The organism is Streptomyces sp. NPDC037126 (genome assembly GCF_055605965.1).
In genome coordinates, this window is the sequence record NZ_JBVJTD010000016.1 from 163,627 (window position 1) to 179,851 (window position 16,225).

The 16,225-nt window shown below is 73.6% G+C and carries 17 protein-coding genes and 1 tRNA gene; 2 read left to right on the forward strand and 16 right to left on the reverse strand.

The features are described from left to right. Positions 1 to 77 precede the first annotated feature (77 nt). The 3 genes from ACZ7FF_RS30645 to ACZ7FF_RS30655 form a co-directional block, all read right to left on the reverse strand. Positions 78 to 683 (reverse strand): lytic polysaccharide monooxygenase auxiliary activity family 9 protein, encoded by a 606-nt coding sequence (locus tag ACZ7FF_RS30645; RefSeq protein ID WP_470816139.1) that lies wholly within the window; start codon positions 681 to 683, stop codon positions 78 to 80. Between the two features lie 143 nt (positions 684 to 826). Further along, positions 827 to 1,960: an SPFH domain-containing protein gene (locus ACZ7FF_RS30650; RefSeq protein ID WP_470816141.1), complete on the reverse strand. Its 1,134-nt coding sequence runs from the start codon at positions 1,958 to 1,960 to the stop codon at positions 827 to 829. A 60-nt stretch (positions 1,961 to 2,020) separates the two neighbouring features. Then, on the reverse strand, positions 2,021 to 3,328 hold the full coding sequence (locus ACZ7FF_RS30655; protein ID WP_470816143.1) for a peptidoglycan-binding protein: 1,308 nt from the start codon (positions 3,326 to 3,328) through the stop codon (positions 2,021 to 2,023). A 184-nt stretch (positions 3,329 to 3,512) separates the two neighbouring features. On the opposite strand from ACZ7FF_RS30655, the gene ACZ7FF_RS30660 reads away from it, so the two are divergent. Together ACZ7FF_RS30660 and ACZ7FF_RS30665 are read left to right on the forward strand one after the other, a co-directional pair. Beyond that, positions 3,513 to 3,586 (forward strand) — tRNA-Lys (locus tag ACZ7FF_RS30660). A 105-nt stretch (positions 3,587 to 3,691) separates the two neighbouring features. Then, positions 3,692 to 4,417 (forward strand): FadR/GntR family transcriptional regulator, encoded by a 726-nt coding sequence (locus ACZ7FF_RS30665; RefSeq protein WP_470816144.1) that lies wholly within the window; start codon positions 3,692 to 3,694, stop codon positions 4,415 to 4,417. Between the two features lie 75 nt (positions 4,418 to 4,492). Here the strand turns inward: ACZ7FF_RS30665 and ACZ7FF_RS30670 are convergent, their stop codons facing one another. From ACZ7FF_RS30670 to ACZ7FF_RS30730, 13 genes are all read right to left on the reverse strand, one after another. Continuing rightward, positions 4,493 to 5,161, reverse strand: a complete 669-nt coding sequence (locus ACZ7FF_RS30670) for a class F sortase (protein ID WP_470816146.1) — start codon at positions 5,159 to 5,161, stop codon at positions 4,493 to 4,495. An 8-nt stretch (positions 5,162 to 5,169) separates the two neighbouring features. Beyond that, a complete protein-coding gene (locus ACZ7FF_RS30675; RefSeq protein ID WP_470816147.1) occupies positions 5,170 to 5,763 on the reverse strand; it encodes a hypothetical protein in 594 nt (197 codons plus the stop codon). Positions 5,764 to 5,856: 93 nt separating this feature from the next. Beyond that, positions 5,857 to 6,636: an HAD-IIA family hydrolase gene (locus ACZ7FF_RS30680; protein WP_470816149.1), complete on the reverse strand. Its 780-nt coding sequence runs from the start codon at positions 6,634 to 6,636 to the stop codon at positions 5,857 to 5,859. A 124-nt stretch (positions 6,637 to 6,760) separates the two neighbouring features. Continuing rightward, entirely contained in the window at positions 6,761 to 7,813 is a 1,053-nt protein-coding gene (locus ACZ7FF_RS30685; RefSeq protein WP_470816150.1) for a 2-aminoethylphosphonate ABC transporter substrate-binding protein, read from the reverse strand. Positions 7,814 to 7,860: 47 nt separating this feature from the next. After that, positions 7,861 to 8,658: an ABC transporter permease gene (locus tag ACZ7FF_RS30690; protein WP_470816152.1), complete on the reverse strand. Its 798-nt coding sequence runs from the start codon at positions 8,656 to 8,658 to the stop codon at positions 7,861 to 7,863. Beyond that, positions 8,645 to 9,427: a 2-aminoethylphosphonate ABC transporter permease subunit gene (locus tag ACZ7FF_RS30695; protein WP_470816154.1), complete on the reverse strand. Its 783-nt coding sequence runs from the start codon at positions 9,425 to 9,427 to the stop codon at positions 8,645 to 8,647. Before ACZ7FF_RS30695 ends, ACZ7FF_RS30690 begins: the two co-directional genes overlap by 14 nt. Beyond that, a complete protein-coding gene (locus ACZ7FF_RS30700; protein WP_470816155.1) occupies positions 9,420 to 10,466 on the reverse strand; it encodes an ABC transporter ATP-binding protein in 1,047 nt (348 codons plus the stop codon). The genes ACZ7FF_RS30695 and ACZ7FF_RS30700 overlap by 8 nt, the downstream gene beginning before the upstream one ends. 1 nt (position 10,467) lies before the next feature. Beyond that, positions 10,468 to 11,166 (reverse strand): phosphonatase-like hydrolase, encoded by a 699-nt coding sequence (locus ACZ7FF_RS30705; RefSeq protein WP_470816157.1) that lies wholly within the window; start codon positions 11,164 to 11,166, stop codon positions 10,468 to 10,470. A gap of 8 nt (positions 11,167 to 11,174) precedes the next feature. Beyond that, positions 11,175 to 12,299: a TIGR03364 family FAD-dependent oxidoreductase gene (locus ACZ7FF_RS30710; protein WP_470816159.1), complete on the reverse strand. Its 1,125-nt coding sequence runs from the start codon at positions 12,297 to 12,299 to the stop codon at positions 11,175 to 11,177. 132 nt (positions 12,300 to 12,431) lie between these two features. Continuing rightward, on the reverse strand, positions 12,432 to 13,187 hold the full coding sequence (locus ACZ7FF_RS30715; protein ID WP_470816161.1) for a GntR family transcriptional regulator: 756 nt from the start codon (positions 13,185 to 13,187) through the stop codon (positions 12,432 to 12,434). 391 nt (positions 13,188 to 13,578) lie between these two features. Next, positions 13,579 to 14,469: a hypothetical protein gene (locus ACZ7FF_RS30720; RefSeq protein WP_470816163.1), complete on the reverse strand. Its 891-nt coding sequence runs from the start codon at positions 14,467 to 14,469 to the stop codon at positions 13,579 to 13,581. A 111-nt stretch (positions 14,470 to 14,580) separates the two neighbouring features. Then, positions 14,581 to 14,937, reverse strand: coding sequence for a hypothetical protein (locus ACZ7FF_RS30725; protein ID WP_470816165.1), 357 nt, complete (start codon positions 14,935 to 14,937; stop codon positions 14,581 to 14,583). Positions 14,938 to 15,080: 143 nt separating this feature from the next. After that, positions 15,081 to 16,223 carry an ROK family transcriptional regulator gene (locus ACZ7FF_RS30730; RefSeq protein ID WP_470816235.1) on the reverse strand — a complete coding sequence of 381 codons (1,143 nt, stop codon included), beginning with the start codon at positions 16,221 to 16,223 and terminating at the stop codon, positions 15,081 to 15,083. Between the last annotated feature and the right edge of the window lie 2 nt (positions 16,224 to 16,225).

A 16,225-nucleotide genomic window follows, 5' to 3' on the forward strand; every position in this document is an offset into this window, starting at 1 on the left:
TGATAGGTACGCCGCTCCGACGGATCGGCGTGGCGGGAACTTACCCCCACCGGGGACCGGACTTGCTCAAGGGCGGCTCAGAAAGTGACGTCCGAACAGGCGTAGAACGCGTTGCCCGTGTCGGCGATCGTCCAGACCGCGAGGATCACGTGGTGCCCGCTCAGCCCGGTCGGCAGGGTGCCGGTGTGGGTCAGCGTCTGGGGCGGGCGCCGGCCGTTGTAGGGCACCGTGAGGAACGGGGTGAGGTTCAGGTCCGAGCGGGACAGCGGGTGGTTCTGGTTCCAGCCCTGCTTGGTGACGTAGTACGTGAAGTCCGTCGTGGCATGCATGGCCGTGAACTGCCAGCGGAAGGTGTACGACTGACCGCCCGTCACCCTGGTGGTGGGCCAGGCGCCGCCGGACGGGGTGGTCGGCGAGCTGAGCTGGGCGAACCGGCTCAGACCGCCGTTGCACAGCTGGCCGTCGGCGGGTCCGGCGGCCGGGAAGCCCTTGGGGCCCTCGACGCTCTGCGGCTCGTACTGGATGTCACCGCAGTTCGTCACCGTGCCGTTGGCGCAGAGCTTCTGCCTGCTGACGGGGAGGTCGGTGTAGCCGTGCCCGCTGGCACCGCCGGTGGAGAGCGCGAAGGCTCCGGCGGTGACCACACCCAGCACGACTGCGGACAACTTGGTCTTGGTGCGCATGCTGCCGCTCCTCGGGAACGTGGGGAGTTCACTGAGCTGTGCGGAGGGGTAGGTCTAGACCAAGTCTCAGGTTATGGGCGTCACTTGAACATGTCCATACCAATCTCGGGACCGGCGGCGCCGGCCGGGCGCCGCCGGGGGCCCTACACCGGTTCCGCCCGCCCCGAGCAGAACGCCACCGTCAGATCGCGTACCAGCACCTTGCGTTCGTAGTCGTCCAGTTCGACCAGGCCGCGGACCGTCAGCCGGGTCACCGTGTCCTCCACCGAGTCCACCACCGAACTGAGCAGGCTGGCCCGCTGCCGGGCGTCCAGCGCCGCGATCCGGCGCCGCTGCATCGCGGCCGCGATCTCGGGGGCGTACTCCACCTGGAGCGGCTGCACCGAGAACACCTCGAGACCGACCGGCGCGCTCTCCGTCGCCACCAGCCGGGTCAGGGCGTCCCCGGCGGCCGTCACGCCGCCGCCGGTACCGCCCGCCGGCTCCACCGGCACCCGGGCCAGCGCCGCCTCCACGCACTCGCGCAGATACGTCTCGTGGTCCTCGACGCCGAGCACCGCCCGCGCGGTGTCCCGCACCCGCCACACCACCAGCATCACCACCCGCAGTGCCATCCCCGCGGGGTCGGTCGCGGGCATCGCCTCGCTGCGCCAGTGCCGCAGGCGCACATCGACCCGGCGGCGGCGCAGCAGCGGGTTGACCCAGAGCAGCCCGGTGCGCCGGACCGTCCCCCGGTAGCGGCCGAACAGGCCGACCACCCAGGCCCGCCCGGCCCGTCCCCGGGCCAGCCCGCCGAAGCCGGCCACTCCGAGCGCCCCGGCCCCGGCGTACGCCGCCCACTGCGCGGGACCCAGGCCCGCGCCCGCGTACGCCGGCAGGCCCAGCGTCCGCGCCGCGAGCGGGGGCAGCACCCCGGCCCACCAGGAGACGGCCAGGCAGCCGGCGGCCCCGCAGGTGCCCGCGAGCACCCCGGCCAGCCCCGGCAGTACCCGCGCCGGGCGCTCCACCAGCTCCGGATCGACCTCGGGGAGCGGCCGTCTGCGCACCGCCACCGGCCGCCGCACCCGGGGCTGTTCACCGGTGCCCTGCCGGCGCCCCACCACGGCGGGCCGCAGCGGCACCTTCACCGGGTCGGGATCGTCACGGAAGAGCAGATGGACGGGGATCTCGGTGGTCACCTCGTTCTGGATCAGCCGGACCGGGCGGACGCCCGGGACCACGGCGCCCTCCGGTTGCCCCTCGGATTCGGACGGTGTGTGTGAGGTGGTCGTACTCATGCGTGCCTCCAGCCTCCGCGCCAGATGCGTCATGAACAGAGAGATCGGATGTGCGGGGCCCTACCCGAACAGGCGGCGCCAGGTCTCCGGGCCCGGATAGCCGTCGGCCGCGCCGCCCCGCCAGCCCTGGGCGCGCTGGAAGGCCTCCACCGCCCTGCGGTCCGCCTCGCCCCAGTGCGGACCGGGGCCGTCGCCGTAGAACCGGCCGAAGCCCTTCTTCACCAGCTGGATCCCCAGCCGGGTGATGTGGTCGTTGACCTGTCCCGGGCGGAAGTAGTTCCGGCCGGGGTAGCCGGGCACCCCGTGCGAGGCGGGTCCGCCCGGGCCCGGTGCGATGTCCTTGCCCCTTCCGGTGACGAGCAGTTCCCAGGTGCGCCGGCCGGGCAGCCCGTCGGCGTCCGCGCCGGTCCAGCCCTGGGCCAGCTGGAACGCCCGGGTGGCCCGCCGGTCGGCCTCGCCCCAGACCGGTCCGGGGCGCCTGGTGTAGAACGCGCCGGCGCCACGGGCCATCAGCATCCGGCCGAGCCGGGTGACGTGGGCGTTGTGCGCGCCGGGCCCGAAGGAGGCCGCGCCCGGGTAGGCCGCCCCGGCCTTGCCGCCGGCCGGTTCCGTGCCCGCCGCGGCGGCGGCCAGCCCCTTGTAGCGGTAGGGGACGTACTTGTCGGCGTGACTCCAGTAGGGATAGGGCGTGGTCTGGCTGCGGGCGTGCGGCGGGGTCTGCTCGTAGACCGTGTAGTAGGTGTGCGTGTGGTCCGTCCAGCCGCCGAAGATCACCACATGGGAGCCGCTCTCGGGGTTGTCGGGGTTGTGGTAGAGCAGGATGTCGCCGGGCTGCAGCTCGCCCTTCTTGATCTTCACGCCGAACTGGTCGAGGCTGCCCGTCCACTCGTTGCTCCCGAGGTTCCAGGCCATGGAGACGTAGCCCGAACAGTCCTGCCGGTACCCGTCGGACCAGTAGGAGGTCATGCTGTACGGCACCTTCGCCGACACCCAGACCTTGGCCCGCTTGATGATCGCGGTCCTGGTGGTGGCCGGGGTGGGGACGGTGCCCGGCGTGCCGGGCGTCGCGGTGCTGCCGGGTTTGCCCGCCGGGCCGTGCAGCGGGGACCTGGCACCCTGGGGGGTGTCGGGCTCGCCGTCCGCGGGGACGGCCTGGCGGTGCGGGGAATGGCCGGCGGTGAGGGCGTGCGCCGGGCTGACCGCGCCGAGGGCGGCGGACGCGGCGGCCACGATGGCGACCCCGCGGGCCACGGGGTGGCCGCCGAAGCGGCCGGGCAGCGGCCGGGGACTCGTCCGCCGCCGGTGGACGCAGCCGGGGCAGTCACAGTCGCTCGCGGGGCCGAACTCCTCGAACACCGGAGCGGTCATGCGATCTGCCTCACATTCGTGGATGTTTTGTCCGCTTGTGTGCACGTTGATGAGTTTCCCAACTGTCGTCAGAACCCGCACTTTGACGGTCCGAATGATGTACGCGGCCGCCTGGAGCGACCTCCGCGCCACCCGGAGGTGGTCCGAAGCACCCGCCCAGGTCAGGTAGAGTTCTCTTCGTCAGGCGCCGCTAGCTCAGTTGGTTAGAGCAGCTGACTCTTAATCAGCGGGTCCGGGGTTCGAGTCCCTGGCGGCGCACCGACCGGAAGGCCCCTCGCGAAAGCGGGGGGCCTTTCGCATGCCCGGAGATCTTCCCTGACCGGAACCGGGCCGTCCCCCCGAATGGCCGGATACCCTCTGGCCATGGCAGCCCGGGACCTTCAGGAGCGGATCAAGAAGCTGATCGTGGACCGGCGGCTGCCCTCGGGGGCCCCGCTGCCGACCGAGCCCGAGCTGATGGAGTACCTCGGGGCCAGCCGGAACTCGGTGCGCGAGGCGCTGAAGGCCCTCCAGGCGATGGGCATCGTCGAGATCCGGCACGGCTTCGGGACCTACGTCGGCTCGATGTCGTTCGCCCCGATGATCGAGGGCCTGGCCTTCCGCACCGTCGCCGGTCACTACCGCGGCGAGGACTCCCTGCTCCAGCTGCTGGAGCTGCGCGAGGCCGTCGAGACCGGGCTGGTGTCCCGGCTGGCCGGACGGCTGCCGGCGGCGGACCTGGCCGAGCTGGACGCGCTCGTGGACCGCATGGACCAGCAGGCCGCACAGGGGGCGGGCCTCGCCGAGACCGACCGCGCGTTTCACGCCACCCTCTACCGGGGGCTGGACAACGTGCTGCTGAGCGAGGTGCTCGAGGCGTTCTGGGACGCCTTCCACCGGGTGCAGCGGGACCTGGTGGACCTGCCGCAGGACCCACGGGTCACCTGCCGCCAGCACCGGGAGATCCTGGACGCGGTCAGGTCCGGGGACTCCCCGCGGGCGGAGGCGGCCATAAGGGACCACTTCGGCAACATCCGCACCCGACTCTCCGGCACCGGCGCGCACCAGGGCCGGCCGGGCCGCGCCACGACGAACCCGCTCGACCGGTGACCACGGAGTGGCCACGGGGAGCGCCGTAGAGCCCTCGGTCACCCAAGGTGCCGACGTCTCCGGGTGGTTCGGTGCTCAGCCGGTGGTTCCGGTGAGGTACGCCGAGACCACCACGTTCGCCGTGTAGCTGTGGCTGGTGCGGTCGAAGGCGCCGCCGCAGGTGATGAGCCGCAGTTCGGCCCGGCCGGGCTCGCGGGTGCCGTAGGCCTGCCGGGCGTCGAATCCGGCGCGGGGCAGGACGCGGACGTCGTCGACGGTGAACTCGGCGACCCTGCCGTCCGAGCGGGCCACCCGGACCGTCCCTCCCGGGGTGAGGGTGCTGAGCCCGTAGAAGACGGCGGGCCGGGTCAGGGTGTCGACATGGCCCACCATCAGCGCCGTTCCACCCGCGCCCGGCCTGGTGCCGGAGCCGTACCAGCCGACCGTGCCCGGCTGGTCGAACGGGGGCGGGTCGACGCCGCCCCGGGCGTCGAGGCCGCGGGCCACCACCGGCGCGTGGAGGCCCAGCCGGGGTATGTCGATCCGCTGGGGCAGCGCATCCGGCAGGGGCTTCGCCGCGGGCGGCAGCCGGACCGGGGCGGTGGGGCGGCCGAGGCCGAACAGGTTGCCCGTCTCGGGTGCGTCCGTGCCGTGCGGGCCGCCCACGCCCCGCCCCCACAGCCACAGCCCGGTCAGCAGCAGCGCCCAGGCCAGGCCGGTGACCAGCCGCCCCCGGCCGGGGGCACCCCGGCGGTCGTCGGCCATCGCGGGCGTCAGCGCGAGCGGCGGCTGCGGCGGGCCCGGAGCCCGACGGCGACCGCGGCGACCGCGGCGAGGGCCAGGCCGGTCACCGCCTGGACGGCGCCGGGGCCGGATCCGCTGGTGGCCACCGTGGCGAAGTGCGCGGTACCGCCGCCGCCCGCGTCGACCGGGGCGACGGGTGTGGCGGAGGCCGCGCCGGGCGCGTTCGGCCGGCCGAGCCCCTGGCCCGTCCCCGTCCCCGTCCCGCCGGTCCGGCCCACGACGGTGAGCACTCCGCTCACCACGTGGCCGGCGCAGGAGACCCGCACGTCGTAGGCGCCCGGCCGGACGGAGGAGCCGATGCGGGCCTGGCCCGACAGCGTGCCCAGGCCGCCGGTCAGCCCGCTCAGCAGGCCTCCGGACAGGCGGGCGTCGGCGGCGAAGGCCCGCGAGGCTGCGGTGCCCTGCTTCCCGGTGCAGCCGCTGACCCGCAGCGTCACGTCGGAACCCGGCGCCGGGGCGGCGGGTGTCACGGAGAGCGTGCCACCGTCCGCCGCGTGGGCGGCCGGTCCGAACACGGCGACGGCCAGGAGACCGCTGCAGAGAGTGAGGCGTATTGAGCCCATCGTGAACCTCCAGACATCAGGAGGTTCCCCCGCCCGGGGCGGTCCCGCATCCTCGGGAGGCACCCCGTTGCTCCATCCGGGTGAAGCGGGGTTTCAGACCAGGTCGACGAGGTCCGCGATGGAGTCGACCACCTGCGAGGGCCGGTACGGGTAGCGGTCCACGTCGGCGGGCTGGGTCACGCCGCTGAGCACCAGGAACGTGCGCATCCCGGCCTCCAGGCCCGCCAGCACGTCGGTGTCCATACGGTCGCCGATCATCGCGGAGGTCTCGGAGTGGGCGCCGATCGCGTTCAGCCCGGCCCGCATCATCAGCGGGTTGGGCTTGCCGACGAAGTACGGCTTCTTGCGGGTCGCGGCGGTGATCAGGGCGGCGACCGAGCCGGTGGCGGGCAGGTCGCCCTCGGTGGACGGCCCGACGTTGTCGGGGTTGGTCGCGATGAACCGGGCGCCGTCGTTGATCAGCCGCACGGCCTTGGTCAGCGCCTCGAAGGAGTAGGTGCGGGTCTCGCCGAGGATCACGAAGTCGGGATCGTGGTCGGTGAGGATGTAGCCGATGTCGTGCAGCGCGGTGGTCAGGCCGGCCTCGCCGATGACGTAGGCGCTGCCGCCGGGCCGCTGGTCGTCGAGGAACTGGGCCGTGGCCAGGGCGGACGTCCAGATGTTCTCCTCCGGCACGTCCAGGCCCATCCGGCGCAGCCGGGCGTGCAGGTCCCGGGCGGTGTAGATGGAGTTGTTGGTGAGCACCAGGAAGGGCCGGCCGGAGTCGCGGAGCTTCTTCAGGAAGGCTTCGGCACCGGGAATCGGCACGCCCTCGTGGATCAGGACGCCGTCCATGTCGGTGAGCCACGACTCTATGGGCTTGCGGTCTGCCATGTTGTGCGTCTCCTGGCGTACGTAACGGTCAAGAAGCGGGGGCGCCGGAACCACGGCGTACCGACGCCCCCAGCCTAGTCAAGGCCGGCCTGATCCTGACCCCGGCGGCTGCCGGTCGTCCAGGTCAGCTCCCGGTCGCGGACTTCCAGTCCTCGACGTAGGACGTGAGGTTCTTGTCGACGTCGTTCCAGTCCGGCTCGAAGAAGTCGACGCCGTCCATCAGCTTGGTGAGGGCGATGGCGTTGGCGTCCGTGGCCTTGACGTCCTGGCGGGCGCTGAAGCCGCCGCCGATCTCGCTGACCTCCTGCTGCGCCTTCTGCCCGAGCATGAAGTCGAGGAGCTTCTTGCCGTTCTCGCTGTGCGGGGCCTTGGTGACCAGGCCGGCCGCGTAGGGCAGCGCGAAGGTGGTGGGCTTGCCGTCCTTGCCGGCCGGGAACCAGATGCCGAGGTTGGGCATGGTCTTGGACTGGGCGTAGTTCATCTGCACGTCGCCGTTGGCGACGAGCAGTTCGCCCTTGTCCACCTTGGGGGCGAGCTTGCCGGTGGAGGCGGACGGGCCGACGTTGTTGGCCTGGAGCTTCTTCAGGTACGCGAGGGCCGCGTCCTTGCCCCCGAAGTCGTGGATGGCCTTGATCAGGACGGCGGTTCCGTCGCCGGCGACGCCCGGGGTGGAGTACTGCAGCTTGTTCTTGTACGCGCCGCCGAGCAGTTCGTCCCAGGTCCTGGGGGCCTGCTTCAGCTCCTTCTTGTTGTAGACGAAGCCGAAGTAGTTGTTCACGACCGACGTCCAGGTGCCGTCGACGGCCTTGTCGCCGCCGCTGACCTGCTCGGAGTCCTTCGGCTCGTACTTCTGCAGCAGGCCCTTGCCGTCGGCCTCCTGGATGAAGGGCGGGAGGGTGACCAGCACGTCGGCCTGCGGGTTGCTCTTCTCGCGGACGGCGCGCTGCACCACCTCGCCGGAGCCGCCCTCGACGTACTTGACCTTGATGCCGGTCTGCTTGGTGAAGTCGGCGAAGACCTTGTCGTACCAGCCGTCGCCGTTCTCGCCCTTGAGACCGTCGGCGCTGTAGACGGTGACGACCTTGGCGTCGGAGGAGGCGGAGGTGCCGCAGGCGGACAGCAGCGGAGTGGCGAGGAGGGAGACGGCTACGGCGATCTTGAGCGTGTTCCTGGGCATGGCGAGGCGAACTCCTAGCACGGGTGGTTCGGGGCGGGGGTGTCGGTTCAGCGGTACGAGGCCCGGGTGCGGACCCGGGAGACCGCGAACAGGACGAGCAGGGTCGCGGTCATCAGCACCACGGCCACGGCGGAGCCGGTGAACAGGGCACCGCGGTCGGTGGCCGCGTAGATCAGCACGGGCAGCGGGGTCCAGTCGGGCGGGTAGAGCATCATCGTGGCGCTCAGCTCGCCCATGGACAGGGCGAAGCAGAGGCCGGCCGCGGCGGTGAGCGACGGCAGCAGCAGAGGCAGCCGTATCCGCCACAGCACGTGGGAGGGCCGGGCGCCGAGAGAGGCGGCGGCCTGTTCGTAGGCCGGGTCGAGGCGGGTGATCGCCGCCGACACGGACTGGTGGGCGAAGGCGGTGACCAGCACCGTGTGGGCAAGGATCACGATCCACGGCGTGCCGTTGAGCAGCATCGGCGGCTGGGAGAAGGCCACCAGGACCGACAGGCCGACCACGACCGACGGCACCGCGACCGGCAGCACGAACAGGGTGTCGAGCAGGCGCCGGCCGCGCTGGCCCAGGGCGGCCCCGGCCAGCGCGGCCCAGGTGCCGAGGGTGAGGGCGAGCAGGCTGGCGGCGGTGGCCGTGAGCAGGCTGGTGGTGAGGGCCCCCAGGGCCTCCCCCCGGGTGGCGGTGCGGTAGTTGGCGACGGTCGGGCCCGAGGGCAGGACGCCGGACCAGTGGGTGGCGCCGGAGGCGCCGAGGAGGACGAACAGGGGCAGGGCGAACAGCGGCAGGAAGAGGACGAGGAACCCCGCCCACACGGCCCACCTGGCCCCCCGGCTATGCACCAGCACGACGGCTCACCACCCGGTAGAGGCCGTACAGCCCCACGGAGATCAGGACGTTGACGACGGCGACCACGCAGGCGCCCGGGTAGTCGGACTCCAGGATCGCCTTGCTGTAGACGAGCATCGGCAGGGTGGTGACCCCTTTCGCGCCGGTGAACAGCACGATGCCGAACTCGTTGAGGCACAGCACCAGGACGAGGCTGCCGCCGGCCGCGAGCGCGGGCAGCGCCTCGGGCAGGATCACCTGCCGGACGATGCGGGGCGCCCGGGCGCCGAGCGAACTTGCCGCCTCCAGCTGGGCGGTGTCGAGCTGCGAGAAGGCGGCGAGCAGCGGCCGCATCACGAACGGCGTGAAGTAGGTGACCTCCGCCAGCACCACGCCCCAGGGCGTGGTGAGGAACTGGGAGGAGCCGACGATGCCCGTGCTGCCGTAGATGAACAGCAGCGCCAGCGTGATCAGGAAGGAGGGGAAGGACAGGTACACGTCGATGAACCGCGCCACCGCCTTCGCCCCGGGGAACGGCACGAACGCGATGACCAGCGAGAGCAGGAAGCCGAGCAGCAGGCACCCGGCGGTGGAGGCCCCCGCCAGCCACACGGTCGTCCACAGCGCGTTCCGGAACGCCTGCGAGGCGAAGACGTCGGCGTACGGCTGCAGGGAGGTGCCCCCGGAGTCCGGCTGGAAGGACTGCTGGACCACGAGGGCCAGGGGGTAGAGGAAGAACAGGGTCAGGAGGGCGACGGGGGGCAGGGCCCACAGCAGACGCCTATTCATGGCCGACCCCGGCCGGCAGCAGCACCGCGTCGTCGGGGGCGAAGTGCAGGTGCACGGGGTCGCCGTGGCCGGGCGGGTCCCTCAGCTCGCGCACGTCCGCCATGACCGTGTGCCCGCCGATCTCCACGTACAGCCGGTGCGTGGCGCCCCGCCACTGGATCTCCCGTACGACACCGGTGAGCTGGTTGGGGCCCTGTCCGAGGCCGACCAGGTGCGGCCGTACGCACAGCGTGGCCCGCGCGCCGGACACCGCTCCGGCCGTGTCGACCTTCAGCTCGGCGCCCGCGAAGGAGACGCCCCCGGATCCCACCGTCACCGGCACCAGGTTGGCGCCGCCCACGAAGGACGCGGTGAACTCGTCGGCCGGGGACCGGTACAGCTCCCTCGGCGTCCCGCAGGACTGCAGCCGGGCCTTGTCCATGACCGCGATCCGGTCGGCCAGGGTCAGCGCCTCGACCTGGTCGTGGGTGACGTACAGCATGGTCACGTCCGGCAACTCGCGGTGCAGACGGGCGAGTTCGCCGAGCATCCCGGAGCGCAGCCGGGCGTCCAGGGCGGACAGCGGCTCGTCCAGGAGCAGCACGTCGGGGCGGATGGCGAGGGCGCGGGCGATGGCGACCCGCTGTTGCTGGCCGCCGGACAGCTCGCGCGGGTGCCGGCGGGCGTAGGCGGCCATGCCGGTCATCTCCAGCGCCTCGGCGACCCGTTGCCGCGTCTCGTCCCTGGCCACCTTGCGGGCCCGCAGCCCGAAGGCCACGTTCTCGTCCACCCGCAGGTGCGGGAAGAGGGCGTACTGCTGGACGACCATTCCGATGCCCCGCCGGTACGGCGGCAGGTCCGTCACGTCCCGGCCGCCGAGAAGCACCCGCCCGGACACGGGCCGGACGAAGCCGGCGACCGCCCGCAACGCGGTGGTCTTGCCGGATCCGGACGGCCCGAGGAGCGCCATGACCTCGCCGGGCTCGACGGTCAGGTCGAGGGCGTCGAGGACGACGTTGCCGTCGTAGGCGACCGTGACGGAATCGAAGCGGATGCTCATCTCACCGGGCTCCCAGGAGCAGGGCGGGCAGGTCGGCGACGGAGTCCAGGACGTGGGTGGCGCCGGCGGCGCGGAACGCGTCGTCGCCGTGGGCGCCGGTGCGCACCCCCGCGACCAGGCCCGCGCCCGCCCGCACCCCGCTGAGCACGTCGTACGACGTGTCGCCGACGACGGCGACCTGCCGTACGTCCTCGGCGGCCTTGGTGCGGACGAGGGCCTCCAGCACCATGTCCGGGTAGGGCCGCCCGCGCCCGCCGGCGTCGGCCGGGCACAGGGTGAGCGGGACGAGGCCCCGCCAGCCGAGGGCGTCGAGGATCGCGTCCTGGGTGACACGGGCGAAGCCGGTGGTCAGGACGACGGTACGACCGCTGCCGGCCAGTTCCTCGATCGCCTCGCGGGCCCCGGCGACGGGTGCGATCAGCCCGGCGTCGACGAGTTCGCCGTACGCCTTCTCGAAGGCCGTGTTGGCGCGCCGGGCCCGCTCCTCGTCGCCGAACAGGTGCCGGAAGACGGAGATCTTGGACTCGCCCATGGTGGCGCGGACGTAGGCGAGGTGCTCGGTGTGCTCGGCCGAGCCGGGCTCGACGCCCAGTTCGGCGGCGGCCGCGGCGAAGGCGCGCTCGACGAGTCCGCCGTCGGCGACGGTCGTGCCCGCCATGTCGAGGACGATCAGTCGGATGTCGGTGGTCGGTGTGGTCATGGGATCGGTCACCAGCCCAGTTCGTTCGCGGTGGTCTCGGCTATCGCGGGGGAGCAGGTCATGCCGCGCCCGCCGGGCCCGGTGACCAGCCACACCCCCTCGTGCACCTGCTGCCGGTGCACCACCCGGCCGGGGTCGGTGCACTGTGCGTACACCCCCGCCCAGCGGTGCCGGACGCGCGGCAGCGGGCGGCCGAGCAGGGACTCGACGACCCCGGTGAGGTGCTCGTACGGCTCCTCGACCGTGTCGAAGGCGAAGGGGTGTTCGTACTCGTGCGTGTCGCCGATGGTCAGGCCGCCGTCGGCGCGCTGCACCATGAGCAGCTGCATCCGGTGCGCCGCGGCGGTCTCCGGCTGCGGCTGGCGGGCGTTGAGCTCGTCCAGCGCCGGGGAGGCGTAGGCGGGGTAGTAGCGGAAGCTGTCCGCGTCGGCGACCGACGTGGTCAGCGGCTCGCCGAGCGGGTCGGTCTGCATCATCTGCAGCCGCACGCGCCGCACGGGGAGGTCCGGCCCGGCGAGTTCGCGGACCAGGCCGCCGAGCCAGGCGCCGGTGCACAGCACCACGACGTCGGCGCGGTGCACGTCCCCGTGGTCGTCGCGGACCGTTCCGGCGCCGGCCACGTCCCGCACCTCCCGTCCCGGCAGGAAGGTGTAGCGGGGGGACTTCAGCAGTTCCTCGCGCAGGGCGAGCTGGGCGGTGCGGGGCTCCACGGCCGCGTCCCGCTCGCAGTACAGGGCGGCGGTGAAGTCGCCGCGCAGGGCGGGGTTGAGGGCGCGGGCTTCGCCCGGGCCGAGCAGCTTGTAGCCGCGGGCGGCGGCGTCCGGGCGGGCGACGGCGGCCTCGGCGACGGCGAGTTCGAGGGGGCCGCGGACGGGGGTCAGGGACCCGTTGGCCCGGAACCCGAGCCCCGGCACCCGTGCGCCGACGCCCTCCCACAGCTCCCGCGCCCGCAGCGCGGTCTCCAGTTCCTCTCCGGCGGCGCGGCCACTGACCCAGATCTGTCCGAAATTGCGCAGCGAGGCGCCACGCGCCTCGGCCTCGCGCTCGATCTGGACGACCTCGTGGCCGCGCTCCACCGCATGCCAGGCGTGCATGGTGCCCACCACGCCTGCTCCGACGACTGTCACTTTCACGACGGCAACGCTCCTCGCGACACGGGAACCGGAGACATCCGGCTGACAACGAGAGCGTGAACGACCCATCACGTTTGGGCTAGACCCGTTATCCTTCCGTTATGAAGCACCCCGAGTCCGAGGGGTTGCTTTTCAGCCGCGCAGATGGGTGGTGAAGGAGAACCGGTCGCCGCGGTACAGCGACCGCACCCGCTCCAGCGGGCGGCCCTCCGCGTCCCGGGAGACCCGGTGGATCAGCAGCATCGGCAGGGCGGGCGGGGTACCGATGAGCAGGGCCTCGCGGGGGGTGGCCAGCACGGTCTCGATCCGCTCGTCGGCGTCGCCGAAGACGATGTCCTGGGCGGCGAGGTAGCCGTAGAAGGAGGAGTCGGGGTCGAAGTCGGCGGCGAGGCCCGGCACCCGCGCGACGGCGACGTACGTGCTCTCCAGGCCGACCCGCTCGTCGTCGGCGAGCAGCACGCGCTCCAGGTGCCACACGGGCTCGCCCCGGGTGAGCCCGGTCTCGGCGGCGAGGGCCTCGGGGCAGGGGAAACGGTCGAGGGTGACGAGGGTACGGCCGGGGGTACGGCCCTGGCGGCGCACGCCCTCTGTGTAGCTCGCGAGGGACAGCGGCTGGGCGAGCTTGGGCCCCGCGACGACCGTCCCGCGCCCCTTCCGTCTCAGCCGCCCCTCCAGCACCAGTTCCCGCACGGCCTGCCGCACGGTCTCGCGGGCGACGTCGTAGCGCTCGGCGAGGTCCCGCTCGGTCGGGATGACGCTGTCCTCCCCCAGCTCCTCCAGCAGCGCCGCGATCCGCGCCTTCACCGCGTAGTACTTCGGAATGCGCCCGTGCTCGGGAATGCCGGAGCGGACGGGGGCACCGGGGACTTGGTCGTTCGGGTAATCCACGCAGGGATCGTCGCAGACGAGAGCGCGATTACTGCTGGGCGGGCCCGGGTTGGGGGCGAGGACGGGGCGGCGCGTGCGGGGCGCGGCGGGGCGGAGGGGGTGGTGCCGACCGTGTGGATCCGGGGGTGGTGACGTCCGCGTGGAGGCGCTCCGGACGAGGGGACGTCGGCGAGGGGCGGCGGCCGCGGCCGGTCTGCCGACCCGTACGGCGTAGGGCGGCGCCCGCCCGAGCAGGTCGCCCGACCCCACGGCCGCAGCCGCCGCGAGTCTCCCGACCCGCACGGCGTCTGCCCGAGCATGTCGCCCGTCGGCCCCTCGTCAGCCGCCGCGGGGCTGCCGACCCGTCCGGCCGCGGTGCGGCGACGGCAGCGAGCGGGCCCCGGCCACCGGATCAGCGGCGTCTGCGGGCCAGGACGAAGGCGCTTCCGGTGACGCAGAGGAGGGCGGCGCAGGCCGCGAGCAGGCCGTGGGTGAGGCCGACTCCGGTGCGTGCCAGCTCGTGCGCCCGCTCCCCCGCCTCCTGCGCCTCCTCGGCGAAGGGGAGGGAGGGGTCCGCCGGGGCCCCCGGAGTGCCGGACGGGTCGGCGAGCAGCCCGCCGGCGCCCCGCGACCGCTCCGGGTCCGGCACGGACTCCTTGCCGCCGGTCTGCGCCGGGTCCGGCACCTGGTCCTTGCCCCTCGTCTCGTCCGGGGCCGGCGTCACGTCCTCGCCCTCGGCGACGATCGCGAACCGGTAGGCGTTGGAGTCCCCGACCCAGTCCCCGTCCTGGCCGCGCCGCTGTACGGCGGCCGCGTCGACGGTGACCTGGTCCGGTGCGGTGCCGGGGCCGACCGCGAGCCGGACCTTGACGCTGACGGTCCCGCCGGGCGGCACCGTGAAGCCCTTGAACCCGGGCCCCTCGAACACCCCGACCAGTTCCTGCTCGTCGGTGCTCTCGAACGTCACCGGCCGGGCCCGCGGGCCGTCGTAGAAGTCCAGCTCGGCCCGGTCCGCGCCCAGCGTGCGCCGGTCGTCGAAGAGGACGACGACCGGATGGACGTCGGTGCAGGTCCGGCGGGTGGTGTTGGTGAGGTCGAGGTACCAGGTGCCGTATCCGCCGCCCGCCACGTAGGAGGCCGGGCCGCCGCGGATCCGGGTGGCCAGCGGAAAGTCGTGCGTGCCGGGGGCCGAGCAGGACGGCGTCATGTCCTCGGGGGCGGCGGCCGCCGGCCCGCAGACCCCGGGAGCGAGGACGGCGGCCGCGGCGGCGAGGCAGAGGGGCAGGGACGTGCACGGTCGCATGAACACATGACCATGCCGGGCCCGGGGCGCGGGCCGGGGCCGCCACACCGGGACGGCCCGCGACTCCGCCCGATCAGCCGACGCCGGGACCCGTGGTGGACGCGGCGCCGATCAGGACGTCAGGACGACGCGCCTGCCGGTGTCACCCGCGTTCACGCACTCCTGGAAGGGATCCGGGTCGCCCAGGCGCTCCTGGCACTTCCACCCGGCTCCGGCCGCCTGGACGTCGACGGGCCCACGGGCCGCGTCGCGCCCGGCCCTGGTGTAGGCGGCGGCCACCTGCAGCGCCGTCTCGCAGCCGACGTCCCCGACGGCGGAGACGCCGAGCCCGGACACCGAGTCGGCCCCGCAGACCGTGACACGCCCCTGCTCCGCACGCCCAGCGGCATCCGCCTGCCCCACGACGCCCAGGCAGAGCACCCCGGCTCCCAGCAACCCGCCGACGATCTCCATCCGAATGGCACCCATCCGCACCCTCCTCACCAGGCGCCCCCGCAACCCCATGAGTACCCGATCACCGGGAAAACCCCTCGCAACTTCACCCACTCCCACCTCGAACGCCACCCACCCGGCACCGCCGTGCCGGCGCGGCCCCGGGTGTCAGCCGCGTCTCACCCGTCCCCCCGCCCGAACAACGGCGCCAGCAGCAGCTGCGCCGCGCCCTCCGCCACCACGCCCTCGCCCCGTGGAGCGGCCTCCACGGCCACCGTCCCGGCGGGCATGCCCTCCCGACGGGCCCGGGCGTCGAGGACCTCGGCGACCCCGCGGACGTACGGCTCCGGCGCGCCGACGATCGTGCGCCCGCCGAGCAGCACCCGGTCGATGTCGAGCAGCCCGACCAGGTTCCCGGCGCCCACCCCCAGCACCCGCGCGGCCGCCCCCACCTCGCCCCGCCCCACGGCGGACAGGCACAGCACCTCCAGGCACCCCCGGTCCCCGCACCCGCACTCGGGTCCGTCCAGCTGGATGACCTGGTGCCCGAACTCCCCGGCGCCGGTCCGCGCCCCCCGGTGCACGCTCCCGCCGATCACCAGCCCCGCCCCCAGCCCCGTGCCGAGGTGCAGGTAGGCGAAGGAGCCGCCCTCGCCGCCGACCGACAGCCCGAGCGCCGCCGCGTTGGTGTCCTTGTCCACCACGACCGGCACCCCCAGCCGCGCCTCCAGCGCGTCCCGCAGCGGGAAGCCGTCCCACTCCGGGAACCCGGTGACCCGGTGCAGCACCCCGCGCGTGTGGTCCAGCGGCCCCGGCAGCGCGACCCCGGCGCCGAGCAGCGACCGGACGCCGGCGAGCCCTTCCCCCGCGCTCCCCGGCACCTCCCGCACCAGCCCCGAGACCTCCTCGGCGACCGTCCCCAGCACGGCCTCCGCCCCGGCCCCGAGGTCCAGCGCGGCGCGCCGCTCGCCCACCACGGCCCCGTCGAGGTCGACCAGCACCGCCCGCAGTTCGTCCCGGTCGAGATGGACGCCCACCGCGTGCCCGGCCTCCGGCACCAGCCGCAGCACGGTCCGCGGCTTGCCCCCGGTGGACGCCCGGCGCCCGGCCTCCGCGGCGAGCCCCTCCTCCCGCAGCCTGGCGGTGATCTTGCTGACGGCCTGCGGGGTCAGCCCGGTGCCCTCGGCCAGTTCCAGACGGCTGATCCCGTCCGCACCGGCCCCGCGCAGCAGGTCGAGCACGAGCGCGGTGTTGTGCGAGCGCACCGCGCGCAGGTTCGCTCCGGCGGGCTCGCCGCTCCTCGTCCTGTTCACGCCACCCATTC